At 73.4% G+C, this 18,495-nt stretch carries 16 protein-coding genes and 1 tRNA gene; 6 read left to right on the forward strand and 11 right to left on the reverse strand.

Annotation, left to right across the window (positions count from 1 at the left end):
- Positions 1-5: 5 nt before the first annotated feature.
- On the reverse strand, positions 6-1,379 hold the full coding sequence (locus OG933_RS27335) for an amidase (RefSeq protein ID WP_405629275.1): 1,374 nt from the start codon (positions 1,377-1,379) through the stop codon (positions 6-8).
- A 23-nt stretch (positions 1,380-1,402) separates the two neighbouring features.
- On the reverse strand, positions 1,403-2,365 hold the full coding sequence (locus OG933_RS27340) for a D-2-hydroxyacid dehydrogenase (RefSeq protein WP_362522533.1): 963 nt from the start codon (positions 2,363-2,365) through the stop codon (positions 1,403-1,405).
- A 137-nt stretch (positions 2,366-2,502) separates the two neighbouring features.
- Between OG933_RS27340 and OG933_RS27345 the strand changes: the two genes are divergently transcribed.
- From OG933_RS27345 to OG933_RS27355, 3 genes are all read left to right on the forward strand, one after another.
- Positions 2,503-3,351 (forward strand): decarboxylase, encoded by an 849-nt coding sequence (locus OG933_RS27345; protein ID WP_362522532.1) that lies wholly within the window; start codon positions 2,503-2,505, stop codon positions 3,349-3,351.
- Complete coding sequence (locus OG933_RS27350) at positions 3,348-4,079, forward strand: aspartate/glutamate racemase family protein (protein ID WP_327183254.1); 732 nt, start codon at positions 3,348-3,350, stop codon at positions 4,077-4,079. The genes OG933_RS27345 and OG933_RS27350 overlap by 4 nt, the downstream gene beginning before the upstream one ends.
- A 118-nt stretch (positions 4,080-4,197) precedes the next feature.
- The gene (locus tag OG933_RS27355; protein WP_362522530.1) at positions 4,198-5,316 is read left to right on the forward strand and encodes an LLM class flavin-dependent oxidoreductase; all 1,119 of its coding nucleotides are present in this window, start codon (positions 4,198-4,200) and stop codon (positions 5,314-5,316) included.
- Here OG933_RS27355 and OG933_RS27360 read toward each other — a convergent pair.
- Entirely contained in the window at positions 5,295-7,130 is a 1,836-nt protein-coding gene (locus OG933_RS27360; protein WP_405629277.1) for a putative bifunctional diguanylate cyclase/phosphodiesterase, read from the reverse strand. The two genes, OG933_RS27355 and OG933_RS27360, sit on opposite strands and share 22 nt — an antisense overlap.
- Before the next feature lie 337 nt (positions 7,131-7,467).
- On the opposite strand from OG933_RS27360, the gene OG933_RS27365 reads away from it, so the two are divergent.
- A complete protein-coding gene (locus OG933_RS27365; RefSeq protein WP_405629278.1) occupies positions 7,468-8,736 on the forward strand; it encodes a M6 family metalloprotease domain-containing protein in 1,269 nt (422 codons plus the stop codon).
- A 186-nt stretch (positions 8,737-8,922) separates the two neighbouring features.
- Here the strand turns inward: OG933_RS27365 and OG933_RS27370 are convergent.
- From OG933_RS27370 to OG933_RS27400, 7 genes are all read right to left on the reverse strand, one after another.
- Positions 8,923-8,996: transfer RNA gene (locus OG933_RS27370), tRNA-Lys, on the reverse strand.
- Entirely contained in the window at positions 8,987-9,574 is a 588-nt protein-coding gene (locus tag OG933_RS27375) for a bifunctional DNA primase/polymerase (protein WP_405629280.1), read from the reverse strand. Before OG933_RS27375 ends, OG933_RS27370 begins: the two co-directional genes overlap by 10 nt.
- A gap of 139 nt (positions 9,575-9,713) precedes the next feature.
- Entirely contained in the window at positions 9,714-10,082 is a 369-nt protein-coding gene (locus OG933_RS27380) for a hypothetical protein (protein ID WP_020132289.1), read from the reverse strand.
- 178 nt (positions 10,083-10,260) lie between these two features.
- Complete coding sequence (locus tag OG933_RS27385; protein WP_362270701.1) at positions 10,261-11,601, reverse strand: AAA family ATPase; 1,341 nt, start codon at positions 11,599-11,601, stop codon at positions 10,261-10,263.
- Entirely contained in the window at positions 11,598-13,196 is a 1,599-nt protein-coding gene (locus tag OG933_RS27390) for a hypothetical protein (RefSeq protein ID WP_405629282.1), read from the reverse strand. The genes OG933_RS27385 and OG933_RS27390 overlap by 4 nt, the downstream gene beginning before the upstream one ends.
- On the reverse strand, positions 13,187-14,308 hold the full coding sequence (locus tag OG933_RS27395) for a hypothetical protein (protein ID WP_362522526.1): 1,122 nt from the start codon (positions 14,306-14,308) through the stop codon (positions 13,187-13,189). Before OG933_RS27395 ends, OG933_RS27390 begins: the two co-directional genes overlap by 10 nt.
- Positions 14,259-15,212 (reverse strand): phosphatase PAP2 family protein, encoded by a 954-nt coding sequence (locus OG933_RS27400; protein ID WP_020132293.1) that lies wholly within the window; start codon positions 15,210-15,212, stop codon positions 14,259-14,261. The genes OG933_RS27395 and OG933_RS27400 overlap by 50 nt, the downstream gene beginning before the upstream one ends.
- Positions 15,213-15,435: 223 nt before the next feature.
- Between OG933_RS27400 and OG933_RS27405 the strand changes: the two genes are divergently transcribed.
- On the forward strand, positions 15,436-16,029 hold the full coding sequence (locus tag OG933_RS27405) for a histidine phosphatase family protein (RefSeq protein WP_362270694.1): 594 nt from the start codon (positions 15,436-15,438) through the stop codon (positions 16,027-16,029).
- Positions 16,030-16,103: 74 nt separating this feature from the next.
- Here the strand turns inward: OG933_RS27405 and OG933_RS27410 are convergent, their stop codons facing one another.
- Entirely contained in the window at positions 16,104-17,561 is a 1,458-nt protein-coding gene (locus OG933_RS27410) for a hypothetical protein (RefSeq protein WP_362522524.1), read from the reverse strand.
- Positions 17,562-17,817: 256 nt separating this feature from the next.
- Here OG933_RS27410 and OG933_RS27415 point away from each other — a divergent pair, with 256 nt between their 5' ends.
- Positions 17,818-18,207, forward strand: coding sequence for a hypothetical protein (locus OG933_RS27415; protein WP_267019751.1), 390 nt, complete (start codon positions 17,818-17,820; stop codon positions 18,205-18,207).
- The last annotated feature ends 288 nt before the right edge of the window (positions 18,208-18,495 follow it).

Here is an 18,495-nt window from a genome sequence, read left to right on the forward strand (position 1 = left end):
GCGGGCTACGACCACCCGCGCAACGCGTGACCCGCCCGTAGCACCAGGTCGTCCCGGTGGCGGGCGGCCACGATCTGCAACCCCACCGGCAGCCCGTCGCCGTCCGTGCCCACCGGGACGGTGGCCGCGGGCTGCTGGGTGAGGTTGAAGGGGTAGGTGAAGGGCGTCCACCCCGTCCAGCGCCGATGCCCCGACCCGGCCGGCACCTCGACTCCCGCCTCGAACGCCGTGATCGGCAGCGTCGGGGTGAGGAGCAGGTCGTAGGTGTCGTGGAAACGGCCCATGCGGCGGCCCAGTTCCATCCGGACGTCCACCGCGGACAGATGGTCGAGGGCGGAGTACCGCGCGCCCTCGGCGCAGATCTCGCGCAGCCCCGGGTCGAGCGCCCCCCGCCGGTCCGCCCGCAGCCGTCGGGTCACCTGGGCCGCCCCGGCGAACCACAGGGTGTGGAAGGCGTCCACCGGGTCGGTGAAGTCCGGGTCGGCCTCCTCCACGTACGCGCCGAGCTCCGCCAGCCGCTCCACGGCCCGCCGCACCGCCGCCGCGACCCCCGGCCGTACCGCGACCTGTCCGCCGAGCGACGGCGAGTACGCCACCCGCAGTCCGCGCACGCCCCGGTCGAGCCCCGCCCGGAACGACCCGTCCGGCGGCCCCAGCGCCGACCAGTCCCGTGAGTCCGGCACGCCGATCACGTCGAGCAGCAGCGCCGCGTCCGCCGCGTCCCGGGTCATCGGACCCACGTGCGCCAGCGTGCCGAACGCGCTCGCCGGGTACAACGGCACGCGGCCGTACGTCGGTTTCAGCGCGAAGATCCCGCAGAACGCGGCCGGGATCCGGACGCTGCCCCCGCCGTCGGTCCCCAGCGACAGCGGCCCCGCGCCGAGCGCCACCGCGGCCGCGCTCCCGCCGCTGGAACCGCCCGCCGTGCGCGACGGGTCGTGCGGGTTGCGGGTCACACCGGTCAGCGGGGAGTCCGTCACCCCCTTCCAGCCGTACTCGGGGGTGGTCGTCTTGCCGACGAAGACCGCGCCGGACTCGCGCAGCCGGGCGACGGCAGGGGCGTCCTCGTCCCAGGAGCCTGACGCGTCGACGGACTTCGAGCCCCGCAGGGTCGGATGGCCCTTCAGCAGCAGGATGTCCTTGACCGTCACCGGCACCCCGTCGACCGGCCCGGCCGGCTCCCCGCGCCGCCACCGCTCCCGAGAGGCTTCCGCCTGCGCCAGCGCCTCGTCGGCGAGGATCCTTACGAACGCGTTCACCTCCGGCTGGATCCGCTCCGCCCGGTCCAGGGCCGCGCGGGTCGCCTCCACGGGGCTGAACCCGCCCTTGCGGTAACCGTCGAGGAGTTCGGTCGCCGTGAGTGTGGTGAGGTCGGTCATGCACCCTCCCGAAGCCGGGGACGTCAGTGTCCGGGCACGTATCCGCGCTGCTTGTCGACCACGTTCCTCAGCGGTCGGCCCGCCGCCCACCGCTCGAACAACTCCACGAACTGCGCGCCGAGTTCGTCCCGCCAGCCGACCGTGTCTCCGCTCATGTGGGGCGAGATCAGCAGCCCCGGGACGTGCCACAACGGGCTGTCGGCGGGGAGGGGTTCGGTGGTGAGGACGTCCAGGGCGGCGCCCGCGATCCACCGCCGCTCCAGGGCCCGCACCAGCGCGTCCTCGACGACCAGCGGTCCACGGCCGACGTTCACGAAGCGGGCGGAGGGCTGCATCACGCCGAACCGCCGGGTGTCGAACATGCCGTGCGTCTGCTCGGTGAGCGGGGCGGCCGCGATCACCCAGTCGGCGCGGGCGAGGAGCCGGTCCAGGTCCTGGGGGCCGTGGATGCCGGTGCGCGGGACGCGGCCGACGACGGCCGTGGTCATGCCGAGCGCCTTCAGGGTGCGGGCGATCGCCCGTCCGATCGGCCCCGACCCGACCACGACGGCCCGGGTCCCGGAGACCCGTCCGCCCTCCCGGTGCCGCCACTCGCCCCGCTGCTGAAGCTCCCAGCTCCGCGGCAGATCCTTCGCCATCGCCAGGACCAGCGCGGCGACGTACTCGGCGATCGGCTCGTCGAAGATCCCGCGAGCGTTCGTCACCACCGTGTCCGAGGCGGCCAGCTCGGGGCAGAGCAGGTGGTCCACGCCGGCGCTCGCCGTGTGCACCCAGCCCGGCCGCGGCCCCTCGCCGGGCCAGGCGGCGCGCACCGCGTGCGAGGTGAAGTCCCAGACCAGCAGGACGTCCGCCCCGGGCAGCCGCGCGGCGAGGGATGCCTCGTCGGTGTGCAGCACCCGGGCCCGCCCGGTGAGGCGCCCGAGCCGGGGCAGGGGATCGCTGTCCAGCACGAGAACCGTGGGCAGAGCTGCGGGGACGACGGCCATCCGATGCCCCCTCCGTCCGTGACCAAGTGCCTGACGTGCGCGGATTGACCACGTTCGCACCCGAACCTACCGTCGTCAACACGGCCGTTCGTACGGCTCGTTGCGCATCCTGTCTCCCGGTGAGGGCGGTGCCCGCAATGGACGTCACCTTTCTCGGCGGCCCCCGCGCGCAGCGCGGCCTCGGGGTCGTCGCTCCCTTCGACTTCGCGCTGGATCGCGAGCTGTGGCGCTGGACGCCGGACGACGTCTCGCTCCACCTGACGCGCACGCCGTACGTCCCCGTCGAGGTCAGCCTGGACCTCGCCCGCCGGGTGAGCGAGCACGAGACCCTCAGGGACGCCGTCCGCACTCTCATCGCGGTCGCCCCCGAGACCGTGGCCTATGCCTGTACCTCGGGCAGCTTCGTCGGCGGGCTCGCGGGGGAGCGGGCGATGTGCGAGGCGATGACCAGGGCCGGTGCGACACCGTCCGTGACCACCTCGGGCGCGCTGATCGAGGCCCTGACGGAGCTGGGCGCCCGCCGGGTGGCCCTGGTGACGCCGTACACGGAGTCGGTGACGCGCTCGCTCGAGGAGTACGTGGCCGAGGCGGGCGGCACGGTCACCGGACGCGCGTTCATGGGCCTGACCCGGCACATCTGGAAGGTTCCGTACCGGGAGGTGGTGGAGATGGCCCACCGGGCGGTGCCCGCGCCCGCCACCGCCGACGTGCTGTTCATCTCCTGCACCAACCTGCCGACCTACGACGTCATCCCCCAACTGGAGGCAGAACTGCGGATACCGGTGATCTCGGCCAACCAGGTGACCATGTGGGCGGCGCTGCGCCGACTGGGTACCCGAGCGGTGGGACCGTATCAAGCGCTGCTGGACACTTCGGCACGCGTGTGGCCCCCCGGGCTGCCGGACACCCGGGTACCGCGGGAACTTCCCGTGCCGCAGGAACCCCCGGTCCTGCCGGACGACGAGCAGCAGGAAGGCTGGACATGACCGCACTCGGTTTCCTCTATCCGGGCCACTCGGCCGAGGACGACTACCCCCGTATCGAGCAGCTCCTGGGCAGTGACATCCGGTTGGACCTGGTCCACACGGACATCGGCGAGGACGCGCACAGGGTCGACGCGCTGCGCGAGATGGGCGCGCCGCACCGGCTGGCGAAGGGCGTCGAGCAGTTGCGGCTGGCCGGCGCCGAGGCGGTCGTGTGGGCCTGCACCAGCGGCGGCTTCGTGCACGGCTGGGAGGGCGCCCAGGAGCAGGTGCGCGCCCTGGCCACGACCGCCGGGATGCCGGCCTCCTCCACCTCCTTCGCCTTCGTGCACGCGGCCCGGGAGGTCGGCGCCGGGCGGGTCGCCGTCGGGGCGACGTACCCGGACGACGTGGCGGCGCTGTTCGCCGGGTTCCTGCGGGCGGGCGGAGTGGAGGTGACCGGCGTCCACAGCGCCGGGATCGTCACGGCGGCCGAGGTCGGCACCTGGGGCGAGGCGGAGGTGTTCGCCCTCGCGCGGGCGGCCGACGCGCCCGATGCCGGGGCGATCCTGCTGCCCGACACCGCCCTGCACACGGCCGCGTTCCTCCCCGCCCTGGAGAAGGAGTTCGGCAAGCCCGTCCTCACCGCCAACCAGGTCACGGTCTGGGAGGCCCTGCGCCTCACCGACCGCCGGGTGAACGCCCCGGGCCTGGGCGTCCTGTTCACCCGGGAGCCGATCGTGCAGGTGTGACCGGTCGGTCGCACCGGTCGGTCGCACCGGTCGGTCCGGCAGGCCGGCCGGGAATAAACGGGGACACCCTCCTGTTATCCGCCGAGGACAGTGCACGGTCGACAACAGGAGGACCCCCGTGGCGGCGGACGAGACGGTGAGCGATGTGACGGAGGCGGACGAGATCCGAGGGGTGGCCCAGGGCAGCGCACCGGTGCCGCTCTCCGTGCTGGACCTGGTCACCGTCGGCTCAGGTCGCACCGCCACCGACGCCCTGCGCACCAGCGTCGACCTCGCGCGGTTCACCGAGTCGCGCGGTTTCCACCGCTACTGGGTCGCCGAGCACCACTCGATGCCGGGCGTCGCCTCCTCCTCGCCCGCGGTGATCCTCGCCCACCTCGCCGCCCACACCGACCGCATCCGGCTCGGCTCGGGCGGCGTGATGCTGCCCAACCACGCACCCCTCGTCATCGCCGAGCAGTTCGGCACCCTGGAGGCGCTGGCCCCCCGCCGCATCGACCTCGGCCTCGGCCGCGCCCCGGGCACCGACGGCGCCACCGCCGCCGCCCTGCGCCGCACCGCCACCCTGCACGAAGGCGCCGACGACTTCCCCGAGCAGCTCGCCGAGCTCACCCGTTTCCTGGACGACGACTTTCCCGACGGCCACCGCTACCGCCGTATCCACGCGATCCCCGGCCCGGTCCAGGGCACGTCCCCCGGCGGGGTGCAGTCGCCGCACCGGCCGCCCGTCTGGCTGCTCGGCTCCTCCGGCTTCAGCGCCCGGCTGGCCGGTGTGCTCGGTCTGCCCTTCGCCTTCGCGCACCACTTCTCGGCGCAGAACACCGTCCCGGCCCTCGACCTGTACCGGGAGTCCTTCCGGCCGTCCGAGGTGCTCGCCGAGCCGTACGCGCTGATCGGCGTCTCCGTGCTCGCCGTCGACGACGAGCGCGAGGCCCGCCGTCAGGTCCTGGCCACCGGCCTCAACATGATCCGGCTGCGCGGCGGCCGCCCCGGCCTGTTCCCCTCCCCCGAGGAGGCGGAGGCGCACGAATTCAGTCCGCTGGAGCGGGAGTTCGTCGACTCCTGGGGCGCGAACATCATCCATGGCACGGCCGACGAGGTCCGCTCCGGCCTCGACGACCTCCACAAGCGCACGGGTGCCGACGAGTTGATGCTCACCAGTCACGCCCACCGCGGTGAGCTGCGCCTGCGCTCCTACGAACTCGTCGCGGACGCCTACGGGTTGCCGACGGCGTAGGTCTCGGTCCCCATCAGCTCGGAGATACGATCCGGCGACACCGGACGGGAGTACAGCCACCCCTGTCCGGTGTCGCAGCCGATGCTGCGCAGCCGGGTCGCCTGCGCGGAGGTCTCCACGCACTCGGCGGTGACGGTCAGTCCCAGCCGGTGGGCGAGGTCGATCATCGCCTCGACGACGACCTGGTCGGCCGGGTTCGGCGGGGAGCCCGCGCCCTCGTACTGGAAGCCGCGGACGAAGGACCCGTCGAGCTTCAGCACCGACACCGGCAGCCGGCTCAGGTAGGCGAGGTTGGAGTAACCGGTGCCGAAGTCGTCGATGGCGATGCCGACGCCCATGTCGCTGAGGGCCTGGAGCGCCTGGAGCGGCCGCCCGGCCGAGCCCATCACGGCCGACTCGGTGAGTTCCAGCTGGAGCAGGTGCGGCGCGAGCCCGGTCTCGGCGAGGATCTCCGCCACATCCGCCACCAGGTCGGAGTCCCACACCTGACGCACCGCCACATTGACGCTGACGAACAGCGGCGGATCGTCCGGATTGTCCAGCTGCCACTGGCGTGCCTGGCGGCAGGCGGTGGCCAGAACCCATCGGCCGAGCGGCACGATCGAACCGTCCTCCTCGGCCAGTGCGACGAACCGATTCGGCGACAGCAGCCCGAACCGGGGGTGATCCCAGCGCACCAGCGCCTCCACACCGCGCAGCCGGCCGTCCGACATGCCGACCAGCGGCTGGTAGTCGAGGCGGAACTCGCCGCGCTCGATGGCCGGACGGAGCGTGGAGGCCAGCGCCTGCCGGGTCATCAGATGGGCGTTGCGCTCGGGGTCGAACAGTGTCCAGCGGTCCTTGCCGTCCACCTTCGCCCAGTACAGGGTCGTGTCGGCGGCCTGCATCAGACCGGTCGCCGTGGTGCCGGCCGCGTGCCGCTCCACCACCCCGATCGAAGCGGAGACGTTCAGCCGGTGCCCGGCCAGGTCGAAGGGGGCCTGGAGCGCCTTGAGCACGGACTCGGCGAGGTCGGCCAGCTGCTCGGTGCCGGTGGAGTCCTCGACCAGCAGGGCGAATTCGTCGCCGCCCAGCCGGGCCACCAGCGGCACGCTCGGCCGGGTCTGCCCGGCCTGCTCGGCGCTCTCCGTCAGCCGTTCGGCGACGGCGGCCAGCAGCAGGTCGCCGACCCGGTGACCGAGGGTGTCGTTGACGGCCTTGAAGCCGTCCAGGTCCAGGTAGCACAGGCCGATCCGGCCGGTCCCGCTCTGCTCGTACGCCTCCGCCTCCAGCGCCGCGGACACCCGCTCGAAGAACAGGGTCCGGTTGGGCAGCCGGGTGACCGGGTCGTGCATCTGGAGATGCCGCAGTCTCGCCTGGAGGTCACGGTGAGCGCTCACGTCGGCGACCGACAGCAGTACGTCGGGCATGTCCGCGTCGAGCGGGGACACGGTGACCTGCGCCCACAGCGAGCGCCCGTCGGGCTGCTTCAGGCGCCGGGTGCAGCGCAGTCTCGCCTGCCGGCCGCGCAGCACCTCGCGATAGGCGTGCCAGGTGCGCGCGTCGGAGGTCAGGTCCAGCAGGTCGGAGGCGACCCGCCCGACCAGGCCCGCGCTCCCGCCGCCGAGCAGCGCGCCGAGCGCGTCGTTGGCGTCGACGATGCGACCCTCGCCGTCGACCACGGCCATGGCGAGGGGTGCCGCCGCGAAGACGGAACGGTAGGCCGGTGGTCGGTTGACCAGGAGCCCGCTTTCCGTACTGTCGATGTCACTCTCTGTGACGGCTGACCGGTCGAGGTCTGCCGCGGGCGTCGGCCCTTCGGACGTTCCGCTCACCGCTCGCTCCCGCAGTGCACTCGATCGCTGTCCGTGCAGGAAAGTCTGCCGATCATAGAGGCTGCCCCCGGACCCGCGCAGCCACTGCCCAGTGTCCCCGAACAACCGGCCTTTCTGACAGATCGTTTCTGCCCGCACCTGGCCCGGTTCTGTGGGGGGACGACCGCTTGTGACGTTCCGTGAGAATTCCGGGGGTGTCGAGGTGATGCCCGCTTTCTGCCTCCTCACTCGTCTGGGGCAGACAAACAGGGCGTAGTACGACAATTTCACACAGGCTGGGTGGCGGTGTCCTGTGAACCGCCTTCCGGAGGTCTCTGTGCCGCGACTGCCGCGACGTGTGCGACTGCTTCCGCGCCCCCGACTGCGCAGTACGGCGGCCGTGTTCACCACCCTCTCGGCGCTGATCGCGAACTCGCTCGTCGGCGGCCCCTCGGTCGCCGAGCCCTTCTCGCCCGCCCCGTGCGCCCTGACCCGCACCGCGGCCCACCACTCGGAGGGCGTGGACACCTGGAACGGCGCCTACCCCCGGCCGGCCCGTTCCCTCGACGCGGTGATGGTCTTCCTGTCCTTCCCGGACCGGTTCCCGACGACCTCCCCCGACGAACTGGCCGCCGACCACTTCCCGGCCACCAGCCGCTTCTTCCGGCAGGCGTCCTACGGGAAGTTCGCCCTGCGCGCGCATCCGCTGAAGCGCTGGATCAGCATGCCGAAGCCGTCCACCGCGTACGCCATACAGCGCGACTGGGACGCCGACAGCCGGGCCACCTACCTGCACGACGCGCTGGCCGCCGCCGACCCCCACGTGGACTTCTCCCGCTACGACGTCGTCTACTTCGTGGCCGACCCGGACGCGCCGGGCGTCGACTCGGACGCCACGAAGGTCGTCAACCTGGACACCCCGCTGAACGCCGACGGCGCGGACATCCGCCGGGTCGTCACCGTCTTCGAGCAGCATCCCCCGGACCGTCTCGTCCTCGCCCACGAGACCGGCCACGTCTTCGACCTGCCCGACCTCTACCACCGCCCCGTCGACGGCAAGGGCGACTGGGACACCTACGTCGGCGACTGGGACCTGATGGGCAGCCAGTTCGGCCTCGCCCCGGACCTCTTCGCCTGGCACAAGTGGAAACTGGGCTGGCTGGACGAGCGCCAGGTGGTGTGCGTACGGGGGCCGGGTCCGACCCGGCTGACCCTGGAACCGCTGAGCGCCGGGCCGGGCGTGCAGGTCGCCGGCGCCTCCGGGGCGCCGTCCTTCGGGCTCGGCAACGGGCCCAAGCTGGCCGTGGTGCGCACCGGCCCCGACAGCGCGCTCGCCTTCGAGGCGCGCGGCCCGGCGGGCAACGACCGGGCGGCCTGCCGCACCGGCATCCTCGTCTACCGCGTCAGCAGCGGCGCCCGGTCCGGCCGGGGCCCGGTCGAGGTGATCGACGCCCACCCGCGCACCGAGGCCTGCTGGGAGGACTCGGTCTACCCGCCCCTCGCGGACGCCCCGGTCGCCCTCGGCGAGAGCTTCACGGTGCCGGGCAACGGCGTACGGGTGGACGTGGAGGGGCGCACGGTGTCGGGGGAGTGGACGGTGAAGATCACACCGGGGACGAAGCTGTGACCCCTCCTGCGGCGTCCCGGACGTGACCCGTTTCGGACACGCGAAAGGCCCCTCGCTCTCGCGAGGGGCCTTTGCCGGAGGGGGTATGGGTGGCGTAGCCCCCACAGTGCGCGGCGCAGCCGCGCAGGAATGACGACGGCGGGGCTGGTTCGCGCTTTCTGCGAACAAGCCCCGCCGTCGATGTCGTGCGCCGCCAGGGACTCGAACCCCGGACCCGCTGATTAAGAGTCAGCTGCTCTAACCAACTGAGCTAGCGGCGCCTGCTGACGTCGTAGACCTTAGCATCCTGGTCCTGGGGAGGAGAAATCGAAATCCGCACGGCCGAACGGGCCGCCCGGACGGCCGCCCACAGCAGGATCTCCGGGCCGGGCAGCCACGGATGACGGGTGTCCGGGGCGACCATCCAGCGCGTCGACGCGCCGTCCCCGGCGGGGGTGAGCGCGGGCACGGTCACCGCGTCGCCCGTGCCGTGACACAGCAGCGGCAGCACCGTCGCGGTACGGCCGTCCCGGCGGCCTTCGGCGCTCCACTCCTCCCACTCCAGCAGTGAGGGCAGTCGCTGGGCCGTGCCCGGCGCCGCGAACAGCAGCGTCCGCCCGCGGAACGCGGCCACCGGCCCGGAGCCCGGCCCCTCGCCCCACAGCCGGTCGAGCATCAGCCGCCCGAACATCGCGGGCGCGCTGACGATGTCGAACGCCGAGCCGCAGGGCAGCACCACCGGGGCCTGCGGCCGCTCCTCCCAGAAGGCGAGCGTGCTGCGCGGATATGTCCCGGCGGAGGCCAGCCAGGCGGCGCCGTCCGGGGTGACGCCGATGGGTTCGTCGCATGCGCTGCTCATACCCCCAGGTCTACCGGGGGTGAGCGGACGAATTCACAGGGTTGCGGGAAACCGGGACGGGAGGGGACGAGGAGGAGTATCTTGCCCGCCCGGCATATGCCAGGCGGGCAGGGCGGACGCGGCGCGGCGGGCGCGGCGCTCAGACGGGGTCGGCGTGCCCCCGACCCTCGGTGTCGCCCCGCAGCAGATCCCGGCCGAACTCGACCATCTTCTTCGCGTAGTCCTCGGTCCACTCGGCCCGTTCGCCGATGTCCGCCGGCGTCAGCCGGTCGAAGCGGCGCGGATCGGCGAGCTGCGCGGCGGCCATGGCCTGGAACTCCACCGCCCGGTCGGCGGCCGCCCGGAACGCGAGCGTCAGTTCCGTCGCCCGCGCGAGCAACGCGGCCGGATCGTCTATCGACTCCAGGTCGAAGAAGTGCTCCGGATCACCGGCCGCCTCGGCGGGCTCGAAGAGCAGGGGCGCGGGGCGAAGCCGCGGTTCGTTCCGACGCGGCGTGGGCTCCGCCATGTCTTCTCCTCCTCGTACGGTTCGGATGGCTCCACGGGTGGACAGCACCGGTGGAGTGGACCACCCTCCATTGTCCCCCGGTCGCGCAAGAGGCCCTCGGCCCCGCAGTCTCAAGGCTCCCGGCCACCCCGATGTTCCCGCCGGGTCACGGCCTCGGGCCCGCGGTACTCCCGCCCGCTCAAGGTCTCCAGGGCACCCGGTGTTCCGCGAGGTGCGCCAGTACCGCGTGGTTCGCCTCCCAGCCGTCCGGGAACTTCACGAGGGTTCCCAGCTGGACCGGTTCCGTCGACGGGTAGGCGTCCAGGAGGTCGCCCACGCCTGCCCGGCACACCACCACGCACGCGTGCCGGTGGCGGGAGGCCAGGACGCACAGGCGGCCCGTCTCCAGGTGGAAGGCGGTGGCGTCGGGGCGGCCGGAGAGCGGGTGGAGGATCACCGTGACGTCGAACTCCATGCCCTGGAGCCGGTTCGCCGTGTCCACGGTCACGTCCGCGACGCCCAGCTCCGCCAGTGCCGCCCGCACCGCCGCTGCCTGGTCGCGATGGGCGGTGCCGACCGCGACCCGGTCGGCGGTCAGCGGGGTCGGGTCGGGGGAGAGCTCCGAGGTGGCCGCGCCGCCCCGGTCCAGCAGCCGCCGGACGACCGTCGCGACGGCCCGCACCGCCTCCGGGTCGGTCCGGGGCGTGTGCCGGGCGGGCAGCTCCAGCAGGCCCCAGCCCGACTCCGCCGCCTCGTCGATCACCCGGTCGGTGCCGGAGCCGTCCGGCGGCACCGCGAAGGACAGCCGCCGGTCGCCGTGCCCGGTGCCGCTGCGGAACGGGGTGTACGGGTAGAACGCGTCGGAGACCAGGGGCGCCGCCGACGCCGGAAGCCGCCAGGACACCGGCAGCCGGTGCTGCGGCAGCTCGGGGTTGTGGGCGAGCAGGGTGCTCACCGCCGAGGCCGACGGATCGTAGGACAGACCCGCCCACTGCTCGCCGCCCACGATCGAGAACGGGTCCAGCTGCCCCGGGTCGCCCACGAACAGCGCCCGCTCGAACAGCCCGGCCACGGCCAGCAGCCCGTCCGACCGCATCTGGTACGCCTCGTCCACGATGGCGTGCCGCCACGGCTCGTCGACCTTCACATGCGCCCACTTGGCGGCGGTGGAGATCACCACCGGCAGTCCCGCCAGCTCCGCCGCCTTCGCCGACTTCCGTACGTTCGGCAGCTCGTCGAGCACCTTGTCGTACGGGTCGGCGTCGCTGCTGTGCAGCCGGCCCACCGGCAGCTCGGGGTTCTTCACCGCGAGCCGTACGACCAGGTCGTCGACCTGTGCGTTGGTCTGCGCGACCACCATCAACGGCCGCCCCGCGTCGGCCAGTTCCAGCGCCGCACGGACGACGAGCGTGGACTTGCCGGCGCCGGGCGGGGAGTCGACGACCACCCCGCGCGCGGTGCCGTGCAGTGTGTCGCGCAGGATCGCGTCGGTGGCGCGGGTGGCGGCGGTACCGGGGTCGAAGGCGGCCTCGGTGGTCACAGCACATCCTCCTGGGTGACGGAATCGGGGACCTCGGGCGCCTGCTCGCCCGGCGGACCGCCGTGCGTCCACGGCGTGTCCTCCGGATCGGGCAGCTTCGCGCCGCCGCGCTGCTCGTGTTCGAAGAGCGTGAAGCAGAGCCGGTCGCCCTTCTCGGGCACGGACCCCACCTCGGGCTCCTTGCCGCGGCCCATCTTGTCGACGATCCGGAGCACCAGCAGGCCGTCCTCCTCCTCGCCGTCCCGCCCCACGAACTCGGCCGCCTGCGGCTTCCCGCCCAGCGACCGGAACACCTTCGCCCGCTCACCGAGGTGCGGCCGGTCGTCCGTCCGTACGGTGACCAGCGGGCGCGGGCTCGGCCGCTTGCTCTCGCTGTACGCCATGACCACGTCGACGACCTCGCCCGCGAACGCCTCCCCGGCCAGCCGCCGTCCCGCCATCACCAGCGGGTCGTCGAGCGCCTCCTGCGCCTCCAGCCGGGCCTGTTCGCGCTCGCGGGTGGCGAGCTTGTTGGCGGCGGTGACCGCGTCGTCGCGGCGCGGCTGCGGGGGCTCACCGGCGACGACCCGGTCGCGGTGGCCGGTGAACGACCAGCGGTCGCGCGTCCACCGCTCCTCGACGTGCGCGCCCTCCGGCAGCACCCGCAGCAGGTCCAGGCCCTCCCACACCTTGTTCCAGGTGGGCAGCGTCCGGCTCTTCACCAGCTCGCGGATCTCCTGCTCGGCGGCGGTGAGGGCGCCCAGCCGGTCGTCGGCCTGGAGACCGTCCTCGGCGGCGGCCAGGGCGGTACGCGCGCGGTCGTAGCGCTCGATGGCCGGGGCGAGCAGTTTGTTGTCGAACGCCGGGTCGGTCGCCGGACCGGCCGGCGGGCACCGCAGCTGTCCGGCGGCGTCCCGCGCGAGTTCCGCGCGCAGCGCCGCCTGCGCGCCCGTCTCACCCGGCGTCGGGGCGATCCAGGCGAGCTGTGCCCCCAGGTGCTGGTCCTCCAGGCTGGACTGCCCGGTCGCCCAGTGCCGGCCCAGGACCTCCGTCATCGCCGTCAGCAGCGAGGAGCCGGGCACCCGGGACCGCTCCCCGAAGTGGGTCAGCCACCGCCCGAGCAGCGGCACGCGCGCAGGCGCGGGATACGGCGTCTCCGGGTCCTGTTCCGCCGTCCGCCGGAAGCGCATGGAGCGGCCCAGGAGGCGCACGAAGTCGACGCCCGCGCGGCTCGGGACGATCAGCTGGGGCGCGTCGGCGCAGAGCTCGACCTCGACCTTGACGCGTTTGCCGGTCTCCGGGTCGGTCTCGCTGCGCTCGGCGGTCTCGACGACGTCGGCGTAGGAGTCGAGGTACGGCAGGACGACGTCGGCCAGTTCGGCGAGGAACGCGAACCTCAGCTCGCGGTCGCGGGGTTGCGCCACGACGAGCAGCCGCGGCGCCTCCCGGTCGGTGCCGACCAGCGCGCCCAGCGGGGCACCGGCCTCACCGGCGGTGGTCAGCGGCACGAAGACCAGCGGCCGCTCGGACAGGTGCCGGTGCCGGACGGTGGCGGTGGGCTGGGCGCGGCCGGTGGTGACGGCCTCGAGGCGGGCGAGGGTGGTGATCAGTGACACATCGTCCCCAGGGCCTCGGTGCGGAGCCGTGCGGCCCGGCGCAGGGCGGCCACCGCGGGATCCCGCGGATCGCCGCTCTCGCCGCGCGCCGCCGCCAGGACGCCCTCGACGGTCGTCAGCCCGCCCAGTTCGGCCCGCACGGAACGGCCCAGGGAGGTGACCGCGCCGGCCGCGCGGGACCGCTCACGGCAGTGGAACGCCAGCTCGCAGGCGGCCAGGCACTCGGGCGCGTACGCCGCCGGGACCGCCTCGACGGCCGCCGTGAGCTGCTCGGCGGGCAGCTCGGGGGAGAAGCAGGTGCCCTCGGGGAGGGCGTCGGCGATGTCCTCGATGCGGGTGAGGCGGGCCAGCTGGCGGCTGGTGACCGCGCGCTGCTTGCGCACGTCCACGGCGGAGGCGGTGGGCAGGTTGGAGAAGTCCTTGGGGCAGACCAGGAGCACCCGGTGGCGCACGCGCGGGGCCGGGTCGAGGCGGGCGGCGACCGCTTCGAGGGCGAGCACGTACACGGCGGCCTGCCGGGCGGCCGCACCGACCTTCGCCGGGTCCGCCGAGCCGTCCAGCATCGGGAAGGACTTGATCTCCACGACCGTCCAGCTGCCGTCCGGGTGCACCACCACGGCGTCCGGCTCCAGGAAGGCGGGGGAGCCCGCGACGTCGAGCGCGATCATCGGATGGTCCAGGAGCGTCCAGGTGCCGGTCGCCCCGGTGGCCTCGCGCAGCGCCAGCGAGGTGCGCGCGGTGCGGCCCTCGGGGCCGATCGCGGACAGGTCGGGCAGCGCCGCGCCGACGGGCGGCGCGGCGCCGGGATCCAGCCGCTCGTGCACCAGCCGCAGCAGTTCCGCGCCGCCGTCCGCCTTCACCTTCGCCTCGAACGCGTTGCCGCGGGTCAGGGCGAACTGGGACTGCCCGAAGGCCGAGGGCGAGCCCAGCGCGTCCGCCAGCGTCGCCTTGTCCACCCCGGCTCCGTCGAGGATCGCGCGCCGCTCGCAGCCCGGGTTCGCCGCCAGCGCCGCGAGGGCACGGGCGTCCAGCGCCTTGGCCGGAACGTCGGGGCCGCGCAGCTCAGCGAGCCGCTGCCGGAGCGCCGTCCCCCGCGTCCGAGGGGGTGGCACCCGGCTCGGCTCCGGGGCCGAACCGTGACTCGCGCTGCCGTGGAATTCGCTCACCCGTCGAAGTCTGGCATCCGCCACTGACAATCGAGGCCGATGCGGTCGGAGAGGCCGCCGCGACCAGGGGGACACGGGCCGCGAACCACACCCGGGCACGGTCCGCGCCGCGCATCACCAACGGCGTCAGCAGCAGCCCGACGCCCATCACGGCCGCACCCGCGACCGCGTCGAGGAAGTAGTGGTTGGCGGTGCCCATCACCACGAGCGTCGTCACCAGCGGGTAGACGACGCCGGCGGTCTTCGCCGTACGCGTGCCGCCGTGCCGCCACAGCATGACGCCGCACCACAGGGCCCAGCCGACGTGCAGACTCGGCATCGCCGCGTACTGGTTGGTCATGCCGCCCATGCCGCGCGGCGCGCTCGCCTCGCCGCCCCACCAGCCGTACGAGCTGTACTGGGCCATGGTGTCCACGAAGCCGTGGCCGGCCGACAGCAGCCGGGGCGGGCAGGTGGGCATCAGTGTGAAGCCGATGAGACCCATGAACGTGGACGTCATCAGCCAGGTGCGGGCCGCCCGGTAGAGCTGGGTCCGGGACCGGAACAGCCAGACCAGGATCACCGGCGTCACCACGTAGTGCAGTGACGCGTACCAGAAGTCGGCCGGTACGCCGATCCACGCCTCGGTCCTGAACAGCCGGTTCAGCGGATGCTCGGCGTTGATGTGCAGGAACTTCTCGACGCGCAGGATCGCCAGGCCGTGGTCGACGGCGGTGGTCACATCGCCCCGCGCGAGCAGCCGGCCCGCGGAGTAGCAGGCGTACACCAGCAGGAGCAGGGGCAGCTCGGTCCACCAGCGCAGCCGTGTCCGCGGGGCCGCCTCGGTGCCTGGTGTCTCGGTCTGCGGCATCCGATTGCCTCCCCCTTCGTGTCGCTGTCTCGTCGCTGGTGTGCCAGTGGCTCGGGACGGGCCACTTTACGGCGCGTGCGCGCGCCCTTCGTGGGCCCCCCGGCTCTCAAAGACGCTGAGATCGCCCACCGGGTTGCCCCTGTTCAGGGTGAGCGATGATGGAAGGGCTCCGCCCCTGGTTTCTTCCCTGATCCCGCTCAGGGTCTCCCCGGAAAGGTCCCCCATGGCACCGCGCATCCTGCTGGCCCGGCACGGACAGACGGAGTGGTCGCTGTCCGGCAAGCACACCGGCAGGACCGATGTGCCTCTCCTGGAGGAGGGCCGCCGCGGCGCCAAGCTGCTCGGCGAGCGGCTGCACCGGGCCCCGTACGACGGCCTGACGGACGTGGAGATACGCACCAGCCCGCTGGCACGCGCGCGTGAGACGTGCGAGCTCGCCGGCTTCGGTGGGCGGGCCACCACCTGGGACACCCTGATGGAGTGGCACTACGGCGCCTACGAGGGCATGACCCCCGCCGAGATCCAGGCCGTCCGGCCCGGCTGGCTCATCTGGCGCGACGGCGTCCCCGAGGGGGAGACGCTCGCCGAGGTGACCGCCCGCGCGGACGAGGCCGTCGCCTGGGCCCGCTCGGCGGACCGGGACGTGCTGGTCTTCGCCCACGGGCACATTCTCCGTTCCATCGGGGCGCGCTGGTTGGGTCTGCCGCTGGACTTCGCGGCCCGGATCCGGCTGAACCCGACGTCACTGTCGGTCCTGGGCTGGGCCTACGGCGAACCGGCGATCGAGAGCTGGAACGACCTCGGGCACCTCGGGTAACCGCGGGCACCTCCGGTGATCGCGGGTGGTCGCAGGCGGTAGCGGTGACCGCGGGCGGCTTCGGGGTCCGGGTCTCACACCATCCGCGGTGTCGAGGCGTGCCGCTCCAGGAACGTGGACACGCCCCCCGCCCGCCGGTGCGGCAGCAGCACTCTGGCCGTACCCGCGAGCATCGTCTGGATCCGGGAGGACTGGACCTGGTCCAGCAGGTCCAGGACCCGCATCCCGGCCACCGCCGCCTCGTCGGGAAGGCCCCCGCGCGCGAGGTCGTCCGCCAGTTCGGCCGTGTACAGCGCGATGTTCCGGGAGAAGTGCGGGTCCTGGAGGTCCGCCGCCCGCTTCGCGTGCCGGGCCGCGCGGGGCCAGTCGCCCAGCGTCGACCAGCACTGCGCCTCGAGCCCCTCGAGCTCGGCCTCGCCGTAGAAGCTCATCCACTCGGGGTCGCTGTCGCAGGGACCGCGGTCGTACAGGGCCTGCGCGCGGACGAGGGCCTGTTCGCAGCCGGTGCGGTCGGCGAGCCCCGCCCAGCCGCCCGCCTCGCGCAGCGCCAGCAGCGACATCAGGCGGGGTGAGCCCAGGGGGCGGGCGACGCGCTGGGCGGCCTGGGCGGCACGGACGGCCTCGCGGGGCCGGCCCGCGTCCCGCGCCAGGAACGCCGTGTTGCAGAAGGCGTGCGCCTCCAGCCCCTGGTCCCCGGTCACCCGGGCGGTCGCCAGCGCCTCCGCGTAGTGCGAGCGCGCGTCGTCGAACCGGCCCGAGTCGTGTGCCAGCCAGCCCACCGAGATGGCGAGCTCACCGGCGCCCGAGTGGAGCCGGTCGGCGGTCGTCTGCCGGGTCGTCCCGGCGTCCAGCAGCGCGTAGGCAGCGCGTAGCGGGGCGGCCGCGCGCCGGTAGAGGCCGTCGGCCCCGTGCCGGTCGTCCAGCAGCCGGATCCTGCGGACCGCTTCTTCGAGAGCGCCGGCCTCGCTCGCTCCCGCGCGGCGCACGGGACGGGCCGTCGACGCGTCGTGGGCGAGCCCGAGGGGGCCCAGCGTGGCGGCGGCCATCGTGGCACCTCCGCCGGTCATGAATGCGCGACGCAGCACGTCGCTCTCCTCGTGGTCGTGGTACTTGTCGTACGGGTCCTGCGTGTCATACGGCTGGTGCGCCCCACCCGTCTCAGCCGTGTTCCGCTCGTCACTGGTAGTGCGCTCCGGTCTTGTGGTGTGCGCGCAGGGCTCGTCCTCAGGGGTGCGCGCCCCCCGTCCGCGCACGGACGCGCGGGACGCGAACCCCAGATCGGTGAGCGTGCGGCCGGGAAACATGTGCAGGAACACCCGCTCGTACGCGTAGTTGGGGCAGCGGATCTCGCCCGCCTCGACGCGCCCGATGTAGCGCGCGTCACAGCTGACGCACTCGCCGATCTCCCGCGCGGCCCGCCGCACGAGTGCGGCGAACTCGGCGGGTGAGCGATGTCCGCGCAGGTGGCGGAAGGCGAGGTTGGGCCGTGCCGGCCGGTCGGGCCGAGGTGGGGTCACCGTTGACGACGCCATGGCCGGGTCCTCTCGTGCGAACCGTCGAACCATGCCGGAATAGGGATGAGTTGTCCGTGTGGCACCCTTGTTCCCGGCGGGCAAGAACGTACCTGCTGTGGTCGGGCCGCCATGCGGTGTTTGGCTACAAACCGGATATCTCATCCGCGATCTGCCATGAACTGCCATCCTTTGCGGCGGACTTCCGCCGTAGCCCTTGACGCCGTGAGGCGTTGAACCTTGTGGACTACAGGCGGGCTGCGCGGTGGAGGCCGGGATGGAGACCAGCCAGAGCAACGTTCCTTCTATGACATCGGTGGCGGCGTGCGACCTGGTGACGGTGCCGACCCGTCAGGGGTTGGAGGCGGTCGACATCCTGCGAAGGGGGTCGACGGGAGACGGGGTGGGGCCCGTCCTGCACGACGACGGCGACGACACGCTCGGCTTCGTGGTGCCAGCCGGGACGGCGGCGGCCTGGGACATGCCGGGCAGTACCTGTACGAAGACCGACGGCAGGGGGCTGCGACTCGCCCCCGAGTCGCCGGTCCAGGGCTCGGACTGGCTGGTGCCCCCCGGTGAGGCCGACCTCGCGACGGATCCGGCGGTGCTGCGGCGGGCGTTGGGTGAGGCGGCCCGGCTGATCGAGGCGGCGGACAGCTGCCGGTGAGGACGCCTCCGATGTGACCGGCGAGGCACCCGGCTGCGCGTGGGCCCGCGAGCGCACGCGCGCGTGTCCGAGCTCCGTGACCGCTCGTCCGGCTCCTGCTCGTCCGCTCGTCCGGCCCGTGCTCGTCTGCTTGTCCGGCCTGTGCTCGTCCGCTCGTCCGGGCTGTGTCCGCCTGCTTTCCGGCCCGTGCTCGTCCGCTCGTCCGGCCCGTGCTCGCCTGTTGGTGCGGCCCGTTCACGGTCGCCGTCCGGCTCTGACCGGCCGCTGTTCGGTCGCTGTTCGGTCGGG

It is taken from the genome of Streptomyces sp. NBC_00016 (assembly GCF_045040885.1).
Taxonomy (GTDB): Bacteria; Actinomycetota; Actinomycetes; order Streptomycetales; family Streptomycetaceae; genus Streptomyces; species Streptomyces coriariae.

What these genes read in the sequence shown, in the direction of transcription:
- OG933_RS27335 (WP_405629275.1), bottom strand. Translation starts at nt 1,379, where the DNA reads ATGACCGACCTCACCACACTCACGGCGACCGAACTCCTCGACGGTTAC.
- OG933_RS27340 (WP_362522533.1), bottom strand. Translation starts at nt 2,365, where the DNA reads ATGGCCGTCGTCCCCGCAGCTCTGCCCACGGTTCTCGTGCTGGACAGC.
- OG933_RS27410 (WP_362522524.1), bottom strand. Translation starts at nt 17,561, where the DNA reads ATGGCGTCGTCAACGGTGACCCCACCTCGGCCCGACCGGCCGGCACGG.
- OG933_RS27375 (WP_405629280.1), bottom strand. Translation starts at nt 9,574, where the DNA reads ATGAGCAGCGCATGCGACGAACCCATCGGCGTCACCCCGGACGGCGCC.
- OG933_RS27415 (WP_267019751.1), top strand. Translation starts at nt 17,818, where the DNA reads ATGGAGACCAGCCAGAGCAACGTTCCTTCTATGACATCGGTGGCGGCG.
- OG933_RS27380 (WP_020132289.1), bottom strand. Translation starts at nt 10,082, where the DNA reads ATGGCGGAGCCCACGCCGCGTCGGAACGAACCGCGGCTTCGCCCCGCG.
- OG933_RS27350 (WP_327183254.1), top strand. Translation starts at nt 3,348, where the DNA reads ATGACCGCACTCGGTTTCCTCTATCCGGGCCACTCGGCCGAGGACGAC.
- OG933_RS27400 (WP_020132293.1), bottom strand. Translation starts at nt 15,212, where the DNA reads ATGCCGCAGACCGAGACACCAGGCACCGAGGCGGCCCCGCGGACACGG.
- OG933_RS27405 (WP_362270694.1), top strand. Translation starts at nt 15,436, where the DNA reads ATGGCACCGCGCATCCTGCTGGCCCGGCACGGACAGACGGAGTGGTCG.
- OG933_RS27345 (WP_362522532.1), top strand. Translation starts at nt 2,503, where the DNA reads ATGGACGTCACCTTTCTCGGCGGCCCCCGCGCGCAGCGCGGCCTCGGG.